Consider the following 13,281-nt stretch of genomic DNA (forward strand, 5'->3'; position numbering starts at 1 on the left):
CGTGGGCGGCATCGGCGAGGTCGTCCTCAACGGCCAGCTGCTCGTCGCGATCCCGATCGCCGTGGCCGCCGGGCTCGTCTCGTTCCTCTCGCCGTGCGTGCTGCCGCTCGTGCCCGGGTACCTCGGCTACGTCGGCGGGTTCGCGGATGCCTCGGCCGACGCCTCGACCGAGCGCGCCAACCGTCGCCGGCTCGTGCTCGGCGTGCTCCTGTTCATCGCCGGGTTCACGCTCGTGTTCCTCCTCTTCAACGCCGTCGCGGGTGCGTTCGGCGTGTGGTTGAAGGTCTGGTCCGACCTGATCATCCGCATCGCGGGGGTGGTGCTGATCGTCATGGGGCTCGTCTTCATCGGGCAGTTCACGTTCCTGCAGCGCACGTTGCGCCCGTCGTGGCGACCCGCGACCGGACTCGCCGGGGCACCGCTGCTCGGCATCGTGTTCGGCCTCGGCTGGACGCCCTGCATCGGCCCGACCCTCGCCGTCGTGCTGACGCTGAGCGCAGACTCCGCGTCGGTCGGGCGGGGCGCACTGCTCGGGCTCGCCTACTGCATCGGCCTCGGCATCCCGTTCCTGCTCGTGGCACTCGGCTTCGGCTGGGTGACCGGGTCGCTGGCGTTCCTGCGCCGGCACATCCGGGTCGTGAACATCATCGGAGGGGCGCTGCTGATCGTGATCGGCCTGCTCATGGTCACCGGCGTCTGGAACGCGTGGATGTACGACCTCCAGGCGGTGATCACCGGCTATGACCTCCCGATCTGACGACGTGCGCGGCGGGGGAGCCGCGACCGACGCGCCCGACGTGGCGCGGCCCAGCGACCACGTCGACCAGCCCGCGCCCCGCCCCGGGGCATCCGTCACCCAGCCCCGCCTGGGGCCCGTCGGCTGGCTGCGCTTCGCCTGGCGCCAGCTCACGAGCATGCGCACCGCGCTGCTGCTCCTGCTGCTGCTCGCGATCGCCGCGGTGCCCGGCTCGCTCGTGCCGCAGCGCTCGAGCGATCCGAACGGCGTCACCCAGTACTTCGTCGAGAACCCCGACCTCGCGCCCGTGCTCGATTCGTTCCAGATGTTCGACGTCTACTCGTCGGTCTGGTTCTCGGCCATCTACCTGCTGCTGTTCACGTCGCTCATCGGCTGCGTGATCCCGCGCACGAAGCACCACCTCGACGCGCTGCGCGCCCGCCCGCCGAAGACCCCGGTGCGGCTGTCGCGCCTCGCCGGTTTCACCGAGCGCCGGGCGTCGGGCACCGCGGCCGACGCGGTCGATGCGGCCGAGCGGATGCTGCGCCAGTCGGGCTACCGGGTCGAGCGGTACGACGCTGGCCCCGTCGCATCCGTCTCCGCCGAGCGCGGGTACCTGCGCGAGACGGGCAACCTGGTGTTCCACTCGGCCCTCGTCGGCATCCTCGTGACGGTGGCCGTCGGCGGCGGGTTCGGATTCGCCGGCCAGCGCGTGCTCGTCGAGGGGCAGTCGTTCGTGAACACGCTCGCCTCGTACGACTCGTTCAACCCGGGACGCTTCTTCGACGACACGACCCTCGACCCGTACCGCCTCGGGCTCGACGACCTCGAGGCCGTGTACGAGACCGAGAACGTCGACGCGCTCGGGCAGCCGATCGACTTCACCGCGTCGGTGAGCGTGCAGGCCCGCGACGGCGAGCCCGAGACCGGCGAGGTGAAGGTCAACGCGCCGCTGCGCGCGCACGGCACCGACATCTACCTGCTCGGCAACGGCTACGCGCCGACCATCACGGTGCGCGACGCCGACGGCGAGGAGGTGTTCACCGACGCCGTGCCCTTCCTGCCGCAGGACGCGAACCTCACCTCGCTCGGCGTCATCAAGGTGCCCGACGGCCTCGACGAGCAACTCGGCATGATCGGGTTCTTCTACCCGACGCAGGACGTGCTGACGACGGGCGCCTACACGTCGACCTATCCCGACCTCTTCTACCCGGTGCTCACGCTGAACGTGTACGCGGGCGACCTCGGCATCGACGACGGCGTGCCGACCTCGGTCTACGCGCTCGACACCGACGACATGACCCAGCTCACCGGCGGCGACACGGGCGTCGACTCGATCGAGCTCGCACCCGGCGAGTCGGCCGACCTGCCCGACGGGCTCGGCACGGTCGAGTTCGTCGACGCCTCGCCCGCCGGAACGCCCTCCGGCGACACCTCGCAGAGCGTGCTCCGCTTCGCGTCGTTCGACATCCACCACGACCCGACGCAGGGCTGGGTGCTCGTCTTCGCGCTGCTCGCCCTGGCGGGGCTCATGACGTCGCTGTTCATCCCGCGCCGTCGCGTGTGGGTCAAGGCGACGGATGCCTCGGGCGGCACGCCCGGCGCCGGCGCCGGCGCCGACGCCGGTGCCGGCGGCACTGGCACTGGCACTGGCGCCGGCACTGGCGCCGGCGGCGACGCCTCAGCCGGCACCGTGCGCCTCGAGTACGCCGGCCTCGCCCGCGGCGACGACCCGGGCCTCGCCGACGCGGTCGCCGACCTCGCCGATCGCCATGCCGGCGCCCTCGGCGCAGCCCCCCGCTCGTGACGCCCCCTGCGCGCCGCTCCGCCCTGCGGCTCGTCGTCCTCCCCGCGCGTCGCTCCGGCCCGCCGGCCCGCCACCGGGAAACCTGCCTGAGGGCCGTTTCTTCGTCTGAGGGCCATTTTCTTCGCCCTCAGGCGAAGAAACGGCCCTCAGACGCGATCGGGGGGCGCGAGCGAGGCGCCCGCGGCCGACTCCGACAGGGCGCGCACAGACGCGCAGACGTAAGGTGGTTGCCGTGACGCTCGACCAGTACTCCGTGCTCTCCCTCTCCTCGGCCATGGCCGTGTACGCGCTCGCGTTCATCGCGTACGCGCTCGACCTCGCGCGTCGCTCGGCCGCGGCCGGCACGGCGACCACCACGGCGGCGACCGCGGGCACCGCGTCCGAGCGCCGCGAGCGGGCGCTCGCGGGCCGTGCGAGCGCCGCGACCGCGGCGGGAGCGGGCGATGCTGCCGCACCATCCGTCGGCTCCGCGGCATCGACCGGCGTGGCGGCATCGACCGGCGCGGCGGCATCGACTCCCACCGCGGCATCCACCGACTCCGACGTACCGGCCGGCTCCGCGGCATCCGTGGCCTACGGCCGCTCGCCGTCGCTGCGCGTGGCCGTCGCCCTCACCGTCATCGGCTGGGCGCTGCACCTGGCCGCGACCGTGCTGCGCGGCATCGCCGCCGAGCGCGTGCCGTGGGCCAACATGTACGAGTTCGCGATGACCGGCACGCTGGTGATCGTCACGGTGTACCTCGGCGTGCTGCTGTTCTCGAAGTTCGACCTGCGCTTCCTCGGCACGTTCGTCGTGGGACTCGTGCTCGTGCTGCTCGGCCTCGCGTCCGTGAACTTCTACGTGAGCGTCGTGCCGCTGCCGCCGGCGCTGCAGTCGGCGTGGCTGGTCATCCACGTGTTCGTGGCGACGACCGGCGTCGGGTTCTTCGCGCTCGGCTTCGCGCTCTCGGTGGTGCAGCTCATGCAGTCGCGCCGCGAGGCCCTGCTCGAGACGGCGACGTCGGTGAAGCGATCGTTCCTCGCGACGCTGCCCGACGCCGACCAGCTCGAGCGCCTGGCGTACCGGGTGAACATCATCGGCTTCATCCTCTGGACGTTCACGCTCATGGCGGGCGCGATCTGGGCCGAGGCCGCATGGGGCCGCTACTGGGGCTGGGACACCAAGGAGGTGTGGACCTTCATCATCTGGGTGGTCTACGCCGGGTACATCCACGCGCGCGCGACGCGCGGCTGGCGCGGGTCGCGATCGGCGTGGCTGGCGATCATCGGCTTCTCCGCGGTGCTGTTCAACTTCACCGTCGTGAACCTGTTCTTCAAGGGCCTGCACGCCTACTCGGGCCTGTGACCCGCGGATGCCGCTGAGCGGGCGTCAGCCCGCGGGCAGCAGCGCCACGGGCACGCGCCCGTCGACGCCCGTGTCGAACTCGATCACGGGGCTCGCGCCCGAGCAGTCGTAGGGCGCGTTGCTCACGGGCGACGAGGCGAGCAGTTCGTTCGCCAGCGACGAGTCGCCGATGGGGGTGCCGTCGACGGTCACGTCGGCGATGAGGTCGTGCACCTCGCTCGTGGTCGTGATGACGCCGTCGACGGTGGCGTAGTCGCCGCTGAGGCTCCCGCCGATCGTGCCGACCGCGGTCGCGCCGTCGAACGAGAGCGTGAGCACCATGTCGGGCGTGTACGTGAACTCGTCGGCCGTGAGGCGCAGCCCCGACGTGCCGTCGACGGTGATGTCCATGCCGCTCGCGGCGCCCACGACCGAGTAGTACGCCTGCAGGTCGGACTCCGAGAGCACCCAGTCGCCCACCAGGCAGTCGCCGCCGAGGTCGCCCTCGGCCTCGCCGGACGCGTCCCCGTCGCCGTCGGCCGGCGCGTCGGCGGCACTCGCCCCGCTGCCATCGACGGTGGCCGAGACGTCCTCCTCGGGGGCATCCGCTCCGCCGCCCGTGCAGCCGGTGAGCAGCAGCGCGGCGACCGCGAGCGCGGGGATGAGCGGCGATGGGTTGCGCACGGTGGCTCCTCTCGACGCGTGACAGCGTACCGGCAGGGTGTCGCGCCCGCGCCGACTGCCCACACCCGCGCCGCCGCGGGCGGAGACCCGTCGAACTCCTGCGTTCCCAGCGCCCGGAGTGCAGCTTCTTGACGGGTCTCGGACGCGCGGGTGGTCACGGGCACGAGCTGATCGCAAGCGCTTGCGAGGCATTCTCACCTTGGGAGCGCCATCTTTCTGCACCGTGTTGCACCTTGATCACGAAGCGGGCCATGAAAAGTGGAAGCGCTTGCATTAACTGCCGCACCCGCGCTAGCGTCCCTCCCAATGTCGTCGGCACGTCGTGAGTGCCGGGAATCGGGAGTCGAAGATGACGCAACGGGCACGCGCTCGCAGATGGTTCGCCGCAGGCATCACGGGGGCCCTCGCGGCATCCGTGCTCGCCGTCGTTCCCCTGACCGCGGCGAGTTCCGCCGAGGGCGACACGTTCGCCCTCGTCGGCTCGCTCCAGAGCGAGCTCGGCTGCCCCGGCGACTGGCAGCCCGAGTGCGACGCGACCGAGCTCGCCGCCACCGACACCCCCGGCGTGTACGCGGCCGAGTTCACCGTGCCCGCCGGCACCTGGGAGGTCAAGGTCGCCGCGAACGACGACTGGGCCGACTCGTGGGGCCTGGACGGCGGCGGCGACAACATCCCGCTCACGGTCGCGGGCGACACCGACGTGCGCGTGCTGTTCGACGACGAGGCCAAGCGCGTGGGCCTCGAGCTGCTGAGCACGCGGGCCGGCTACGACGAGGCGACGGATGCGGCCCTCGTCGCCGCACCCGCGCGCCAGCCCGGCAGCGACGAGACCTTCTACTTCGTCATGACCGACCGTTTCGCCAACGGCGACGCGACGAACGACACCGCCGGCATCGCGGGCGACCGCCTCGACCACGGCTTCGACCCCACCGACAAGGGCTTCTACCACGGCGGCGACATCCAGGGCATCCGCGACCGGCTCGACTACATCGCCGACCTCGGCACGACCGCCATCTGGTTCACGCCGAGCTTCACGAACAAGCCCGTGCAGGGCGAGGGCGCGAACGCGAGCGCCGGGTACCACGGGTACTGGATCACCGACTTCACGCAGATCGATCCGCACCTCGGCAGCAACGCCGAGCTCGAGGCGCTCATCGACGAGGCCCATGCCAAGGGCATCAAGATCTACTTCGACATCATCACGAACCACACCGCTGACGTGATCTCGTACGCGGAAGGCCAGTACTCCTACGTCGACAAGTCCACGAGCCCCTACACGGATGCCTCGGGCGCCCCGTTCGACCCGAGCGCCATCGCCGGCAGCGCGGACTTCCCCGACCTCGACCCGGCCACGAGCTTCCCGTACACCCCGGTCATCGCGCCGGAGGAGGCCGACCTCAAGGTGCCGGCGTGGCTCAACGACCCGACGGTGTACCACAACCGCGGCGACTCGACGTGGGAGGGCGAGTCGGTCACGTTCGGCGACTTCGTCGGCCTCGACGACCTCATGACCGAGGACCCCACCGTCGTGAACGGCTTCGTCGAGGTGTACCAGGACTGGGTCGACCTCGGCATCGACGGCTTCCGCATCGACACCGCCAAGCACGTGAACTTCGAGTTCTGGGAGACCTGGACCACCGAGGTGCTCGACTACGCGCACGCGGCGGGCAAGCCCGACTTCTTCATGTTCGGCGAGGTCTACGACGCCGACCCGGCCAAGCTCGCCCCGTACATCCGCGACACCGACATGAACTCGGTGCTCGACTTCACCTTCCAGCAGCAGGCGGTGAGCTTCGCCGCGGGCAGCTCGGCGGGCAACCTGCAGTCGCTGTTCGCGGGCGACGACCGGTACACGACCCCCGACTCGTCGTCGACGGCGCTGCCGACCTTCCTCGGCAACCACGACATGGGTCGCGTCGGGTACTTCCTCGCGAACTCCGGTGCGGCGCTCGAACGCGACGAGCTCGCGCACGACCTCATGTTCCTGACCCGCGGCCAGCCGGTCGTCTACTCCGGTGACGAGCAGGGCTTCGCGGGCACCGGCGGCGACAAGGACGCCCGCCAGACCCTCTTCGCCACGCAGGTCGACGAGTACGCGAACCAGACGCTCGTGACCGGCGAGCAGGCGGGCAGCGTCGACCGGTACGACACGGATGCTCCGCTGTACGCGCACATCGCAGCGCTCGCCGCACTGCGCGACGCCCACCCCGCGCTCGACCAGGGCGCGCAGATCGAGCGCTACGTGGCCGACGGCCAGGGCGTCTACGCGTTCAGCCGCGTCGACCGCGACGAGCAGGTCGAGTACCTCGTCGCCGTGAACAACGCAGACACCGACCAGTCCGTCGAGATCCCGACGCTCACCCACGGCGGCGAGTTCTCGGTGCTCTACGGCGACGGCGCGGCCGTGACGGCGGACGCCGCCGGCGTGGCATCCGTCACCGTGCCCGCCCTCGGCGCAGTGGTGTGGGCGGCGGACCGACAGGTCACCGCGCCCGACGCGGCGGCCGCCATCTCGGTCGACGTGCCGTCGGCGGGCGCCGGCGTCACGGGCAGCACGCCGGTCGCGGCGACCGTCGCCGACGTCTGGCAGGAGACGAGCTTCTCCTGGCGCGTGGCCGGCTCCGACGAGTGGACCGCACTCGGTACGGCCGAGGACACCACGCCCCGCGTGTTCCACGACACCGACGGGCTCGCGAACGGCACGCTCGTCGAGTACCGCGCGGTGTCGACGGATGCCGCGGGCAACCGCGCGGCCGCTTCGACCTACGCCTCGGTCGGCAACGCCGTCTCGCTCGTCGTCGAGGAGGAGCCCGAGACCGGCATCGACCTCGTCACCATCCCCGGCGACCACAACTCCGAGATGGGCTGCCCGGGCGACTGGCAGCCGGGCTGCGAGATCGCCGCGCTGACCGAGCGCGCCGACGGCGTCTACGAGGGCACGTTCGAGATCCCCGCCGGCACCTGGCAGTACAAGGTCGCCATCAACGGCGGGTGGGACCTCAACTACGGCGCGAACGGCGAGCAGAACGGGCCGAACGTGGTCTACACGACCGAGGGCGGGCCGGTGACGTTCTACTTCGACCCGCGCACCAACGTGTTCTCGTCGACCGCCGAGGGTCCGATCGTGACGCTGCCCGGCGACTTGCAGAGCGCGCTCGGCTGCCCGGGCGACTGGCAGCCCCAGTGCATGGTCACGTTCGTACAGGACGGCGACAAGGACGGCGTCTACGAGTTCTCGACCGACCAGCTGCCGACCGGCACCTACCAGGTCAAGGTCGCGCACGGCCTCGGCTGGGACGTGAACTACGGCGCCGACGGCGTGCAGAACGGACCGAACATCACCTTCAGCGCGACCACCGGCAAGCTCGTGGTCTTCCGCTACACGCTCGAGACCCACGTGCTCGAGATCGTCGTCGAGGACCCGCCGCTCCAGGGCGTCGGTGCCGAGCGCGCGTACTGGCTCGACGCCGAGACGCTCGCATGGCCGCAGTCGCTGCTCGGCGGTGCCGACGCGGCCGACCTGGCCTGGACCCTCGAGCACGCGCCGGGTGCCGGCCTCGCGGTCGACGGTTCCGCCGTCACGGGCGGCGGCGAGCCGGTCGCGCTCGAGGTCGACCCCGCAGGCATCGGCGACGAGCTCGCCGCGGCATTCCCGCACCTCGCGAGCCACCTTGCGTTGCGCCCGGTCGGCCTCGACCGCGCCGACGTCGCAGCGCTCGTGACCGAGCAGCTGCAGGTCGCCCAGCGCGACGGCGATGCGCTCACCGCGTTCACCGGCGTGCAGCTGCCGGGCGTGCTCGACGACCTGTACGCCGACGCAGTGGCATCCGCCCCGCTCGGTGCCGTGGTCGACGGCGGCGACGTCACCCTCTCGGTGTGGGCGCCGACCGCGCAGCAGGTGTCGGCCCAGGTCTGGGCGTCGGGTGCCGGGGGCGAGCCCACCGTGGTGCCCGCGACCTTCGACGACGCCACCGGCGTCTGGTCGGCGACCGGCTCGCCGATCGCGACGGGCAGCGAGTACCGCTGGCTCGTCGACGTCTACGCACCGACCACCGGTGCGATCGAGCAGAACTCGGTGACCGACCCGTACTCGGCCGCGCTCACGGTGAACTCGGCCCGTACGGTCGTCGTCGACCTCGACGACCCGTCGCTCGAGCCCGCCCTCTGGGCCGACACCCCGGCGCCGGTCGTGGAGCGGGCGGTCGACCGCGCCATCACCGAGTTGCACGTGCGCGACTTCTCGATCACCGACGAGACGGTGCCCGAGGACGAGCGCGGCACCTACCGCGCCTTCACGCGCAACAGCGCGGGCACCGAGCAGCTCCGGCAGCTCGCCGGCGCGGGCATCACCACCGTGCACCTGCTGCCGACGTTCGACATCGCGACCATCGAGGAACGCCGCGACCAGCAGGCGACCCCCGACTGCGACCTCGAGTCGTTCGGCCCGGCCTCGCCGGAGCAGCAGGCGTGCATCGCCGCGATCCGCGACCTCGACGGCTTCAACTGGGGCTACGACCCGTACCACTTCATGGCGCCCGAGGGCTCCTACGCGGTCGACCCCGACGGCGGCGCGCGCGTCGCGGAGTTCCGCGAGATGGTCGGCGCCCTGCACGCCACGGGCCTGCAGGTCGTGCTCGACGAGGTGTACAACCACACCGCCGAGTCGGGCCAGGGCGAGCGCTCGGTGCTCGACAGGGTCGTGCCCGGCTACTACCAGCGCCTGAACGCGACCGGCGACGTCGAGACCTCGACCTGCTGCCAGAACGTCGCGACCGAGCACGCCGTGGCCCAGAAGCTCATGGTCGACTCGGTCGTGCTGTGGGCGAGCGAGTACAGGGTCGACGGGTTCCGGTTCGACCTGATGGGCCACCACTCGACCGCGAACATGGCGGCGATCCGCGCGGCCCTCGACGAGCTGACGCTCGCGGAGGACGGCGTCGACGGCTCGGCCGTGTTCCTCTACGGCGAGGGCTGGAACTTCGGCGAGGTCGCAGACAACGCCCGGTTCGAGCAGGCCACGCAGGGCCAGCTCGGCGGCACCGGCATCGCCACCTTCAACGACCGCCTGCGCGACGGCGTGCACGGCGGCAGCCCGGTCGCGGGCGACTCGAAGTACGAGCAGGGCTTCGGCACCGGTCTCGCAGGCGAGCCGAACGGCCTGCCCGTGCGCGACGGCATCCGAGACCTCGGGCAGCAGACCGACCTCGTGAAGGTCGGCCTCGCCGGCAACCTGCGCGGCATCGAGCTCGTCGGCTCCGACGGGGTCCTCAAGACGGGCGCCGAGGTCGACTACAACGGCTCGCCGGCCGGCTACGCCGACCAGCCCGACGAGACCATCAACTACGTCGACGCGCACGACAACGAGACGCTGTTCGACCTCGGCGTGCTGAAGCTGCCGCAGGAGACCTCGATGGCCGACCGCATCCGCATGAACACCCTGTCGCTCGCGACGGTGGCGTACTCGCAGAGCCCGTCGTTCTGGCACGCCGGCACCGAGCTGCTGCGTTCGAAGTCGCTCGACCGCAACAGCTACGACTCGGGCGACTGGTTCAACCGCATCGACTGGACCGGCCAGGAGTCGACCTTCGGGTCGGGCCTGCCGATGGAGGCCGACAACGCCGACCACTGGGAGGTCATGGAGGGGCTGCTCGCCGACCCGGCGCTGAAGCCGACGGCCGACGACATCGCGGCAGCGGAGGCATCCGCCCTCGACCTGCTGCGCGTGCGCTCCGAGGTCGGCCTGCTGCGCCTCGGCTCGGCCGAGCTCATCGAGCAGAAGGTGTCGTTCCCGAACAGCGGGGCGGATGCCACGCCGGGGCTCATCGTGATGCTCATCGACGACCTGGTGGGCGACGATGTCGACCCCGCGGCGAAGGGCGCGCTGGTCGTGTTCAACGCCTCGGCCGAGGCGATCACCGAGCAGGTCGACGGGCTCGCGGGCCGCGACTTCAAGCTCGCGAAGGCGCTGCGCAACGGCGCCGACGAGGTCGTGCTCGACACCAAGTGGAAGGCGAAGAGCGGCACGCTGACGCTCCCGGCGCGCACCGCCGCGGTGCTCGTCGAGGCGCAGCAGCCGACCGGCCCCGGCGCGAGTGCCGGGAACGGCGGCGCGGGTGCGACCGGTGGTTCGACCGCGGCGAACGGCGCGACCGGCCCGACCGTGCAGTCTCCCTCGGCGCGGATCGGCGCGGCGGCCGTGCAGCCCGGCGACGGCCTGGCCGTGACCGGCTCGGGCTTCGCGCCCGGCGAACTCGTGCAGGTGTGGGTCGAGTCGACCCCGCAGCTGGTCGCCGCGAGGGTCGCCGACGCGCAGGGCACGGTCGCCGCGCACATCGCGATCCCGGCCGACCTGCCGGCGGGCGAGCACCACGTGCGCCTGGTCGGCGTGGGCTCGGGCATCGAGGCGGTGTCCGCGCTCGAGGTGCTCGGCCCACTCGGCCTCACGCCGACCCAGGCCGCCCTCGCGGCGCTCCTCGCGCTCGCGGCGCTCGCCGGTGCCGCGCTCGTCGTCGCCCCGCGCCTCCGCGCCCACCGCGCGTCACGCGGAGCCGCTCGCCCCTGACCCCCCCCGCACGCCGTGCACCCCGGCGAGACCCGTCAAAAGGCTGCACTCTCGCACCTGAGAACGCAGTCTTCTGACGGGTCTCCCACCTTCCAGGGCCGAGACCCGTCGAAATGCTGCGGTATCCCACCTGGGAACGCAGCCTTCTGACGGGTCTCGCACGCACTCACGCGACGCGGCCGGCGAGCACGGCGTGGCAGCGCTCGAGGCGGGCGATCCACCAGGCGGTGCGGTCGGCGTCGGCGGCGTGACGGTCGAGCATCGCGGCATCCGCCTCGACCCGCCGCACCGGGATCGACCCGTCTTCGGGCATGAGCGGATGCCCCGTGACATCCGCCGCCAGCAGCGAGGCGGTGCCGAGCCCGCAGTCGTAGTCGAGGTCGGGCACCGATGCCGCGAGGTGCGCGCCCATCGCCAGCCCGACGCTCGTGTCGAGGGCGCTCGACACCACGACCGGCAGCCCCGCCTGCGCGACGATGTCGAGCGCGCGCCGGATGCCGCCGAGCGGCGCCGCCTTGATCACGAGCAGGTCCGCCGCCCCGGCCGACGCGACCGCGAGCGGATCCTCGGCCCGCCGCACGCTCTCGTCGGCCGCGACGGGGATGCCCATGTACTTCGTGCGTCGCCGGATCTCGGCGAGCTCCTCGACGGTGGCGCACGGCTGCTCGACGTACTCGAGGTCGAACTCCGCGAGCGCGTGGATCGCGTGCTCGGCCTCGTCGACGTTCCAGCCGCCGTTGGCGTCGAGCCGCACCCGACCCTCCGGCCCGAGCGCCTCGCGCACGGCGCGCACGCGCGCGACGTCGTGGGCGAGCGTCTGGTCGCCGGCGGCGACCTTCACCTTGGCGGTGCGGCAGCCCGGGAAGCGGTCGAGCACGGCGGGCACCTCGTCGGCGTCGACCGCCGGCACGGTCGCGTTGACGACGATGCGGTTGCGGTGCGCCGGCGGCGTCTCGCGCCAGCCGAAGTCGATCGCGGCGGCGAGCCAGGCGGATGCCTCGTCGTCGTCGTACTCCGCGAACGGCGCGAACTCGGTCCAGCCCTCGGGGCCCTCCATGAGCAGCGCCTCGCGCACGTCGATGCCGCGGAACCGGGTCACGAGCGGCAGCGCCACCACCCGCGCCGTCGCGAGCAGGTCGTGCAGGGTCGGCAGTGCGTCGGCGCTCATGCCCCCAGTCTGGCACCGCGCCCGCCTGCCGCCCCTGCCTGCCGCCCGGAACTAGGCTGGAGGCATGGGCGAGCAGGTCTCCGAACTCTTCGACGCGGGCGAATGGGCGGATGCCTCGGCATCCGTCACCGGCGGCGCAGCCTTCACCGACATCACGTACCACCACTCGCGCGACGGCCGCATCGCCCGGGTCGCGTTCGACCGGCCGGAGGTGCGCAACGCCTTCCGCCCGCACACGGTCGACGAGCTCTACGCGGCCCTGGAGGACGCCCGCACGAACCCGCGCGTCGGCGTCGTGCTGCTCACGGGCAACGGGCCGAGTCCGCGCGACGGCGGCTGGGCGTTCTGCTCGGGAGGCGACCAGCGCATCCGCGGCCGCGACGGGTACAGGTACGCCGACGGCGAGGAGGCATCCGGCATCGACGCGGCCCGCTCGGGCCGCCTGCACATCCTCGAGGTGCAGCGCCTCATCCGCTTCATGCCGAAGGTCGTGATCGCGGTGGTGCCCGGCTGGGCGGCCGGCGGCGGGCACTCGCTGCACGTGGTGTGCGACCTGACCGTCGCATCCGCCGAGCACGGCCGGTTCAAGCAGACGGATGCCGACGTCGGCAGCTTCGACGCCGGCTACGGTTCGGCCTACTTCGCCCGTCAGATCGGGCAGAAGTTCGCCCGCGAGGTGTTCTTCCTCGCCGAGGAGTACTCGGCCGAGCGCGCCTACGAGATGGGCGCCGTGAACCGGGTCGTGCCGCACGCCGACCTCGAGCGCGAGGCCGTCTCGATGGCGCGCACCATCCTCACCAAGTCGCCGACGGCGATCCGCATGCTGAAGTTCGCGTTCAACGCGGTCGACGACGGAATGGTCGGCCAGCAGGTCTTCGCGGGCGAGGCGACCCGTCTCGCGTACGGCACCGACGAGGCCGTCGAGGGCCGCGACGCGTTCCTGCAGAAGCGCGACCCCGACTGGGGCCCGTACCCGTGGCACTTCTGACGCGGCCGTACG

7 protein-coding genes are annotated in these 13,281 nt (G+C 72.1%); 5 read left to right on the forward strand and 2 right to left on the reverse strand.

The window, feature by feature from the left end; translation table 11 throughout:
* Nucleotide 1 precedes the first annotated feature (1 nt).
* The 3 genes from ABZK10_RS07045 (at nucleotide 2) to ccsB (ending at nucleotide 3,888) form a co-directional block, all read left to right on the forward strand.
* Nucleotides 2–757, forward strand: coding sequence for a cytochrome c biogenesis CcdA family protein (locus ABZK10_RS07045; protein WP_436408494.1), 756 nt, complete (start codon nucleotides 2–4; stop codon nucleotides 755–757).
* The gene (gene resB / locus ABZK10_RS07050) at nucleotides 741–2,543 is read left to right on the forward strand and encodes a cytochrome c biogenesis protein ResB (protein ID WP_353808466.1); all 1,803 of its coding nucleotides are present in this window, start codon (nucleotides 741–743) and stop codon (nucleotides 2,541–2,543) included. Before ABZK10_RS07045 ends, resB begins: the two co-directional genes overlap by 17 nt.
* A 223-nt stretch (nucleotides 2,544–2,766) precedes the next feature.
* Nucleotides 2,767–3,888 carry a c-type cytochrome biogenesis protein CcsB gene (ccsB, locus tag ABZK10_RS07055; protein ID WP_436408495.1) on the forward strand — a complete coding sequence of 374 codons (1,122 nt, stop codon included), beginning with the start codon at nucleotides 2,767–2,769 and terminating at the stop codon, nucleotides 3,886–3,888.
* A gap of 24 nt (nucleotides 3,889–3,912) precedes the next feature.
* Here the strand turns inward: ccsB and ABZK10_RS07060 are convergent, their stop codons facing one another.
* Nucleotides 3,913–4,551 carry a hypothetical protein gene (locus ABZK10_RS07060; RefSeq protein ID WP_353808467.1) on the reverse strand — a complete coding sequence of 213 codons (639 nt, stop codon included), beginning with the start codon at nucleotides 4,549–4,551 and terminating at the stop codon, nucleotides 3,913–3,915.
* A 349-nt stretch (nucleotides 4,552–4,900) separates the two neighbouring features.
* Here ABZK10_RS07060 and pulA point away from each other — a divergent pair, with 349 nt between their 5' ends.
* The gene (gene pulA, locus ABZK10_RS07065; protein ID WP_353808468.1) at nucleotides 4,901–11,113 is read left to right on the forward strand and encodes a pullulanase-type alpha-1,6-glucosidase; all 6,213 of its coding nucleotides are present in this window, start codon (nucleotides 4,901–4,903) and stop codon (nucleotides 11,111–11,113) included.
* A gap of 166 nt (nucleotides 11,114–11,279) precedes the next feature.
* Here pulA and ABZK10_RS07070 read toward each other — a convergent pair whose 3' ends face one another.
* On the reverse strand, nucleotides 11,280–12,281 hold the full coding sequence (locus ABZK10_RS07070) for an o-succinylbenzoate synthase (protein ID WP_353808469.1): 1,002 nt from the start codon (nucleotides 12,279–12,281) through the stop codon (nucleotides 11,280–11,282).
* A gap of 64 nt (nucleotides 12,282–12,345) precedes the next feature.
* Here ABZK10_RS07070 and ABZK10_RS07075 point away from each other — a divergent pair, with 64 nt between their 5' ends.
* Nucleotides 12,346–13,269, forward strand: coding sequence for a 1,4-dihydroxy-2-naphthoyl-CoA synthase (locus tag ABZK10_RS07075; RefSeq protein ID WP_353808470.1), 924 nt, complete (start codon nucleotides 12,346–12,348; stop codon nucleotides 13,267–13,269).
* Nucleotides 13,270–13,281: the final 12 nt, after the last annotated feature.

The organism is Agromyces sp. SYSU T00194, from assembly GCF_040496035.1.
Taxonomy (GTDB): Bacteria; Actinomycetota; Actinomycetes; order Actinomycetales; family Microbacteriaceae; genus Agromyces; species Agromyces chitinivorans.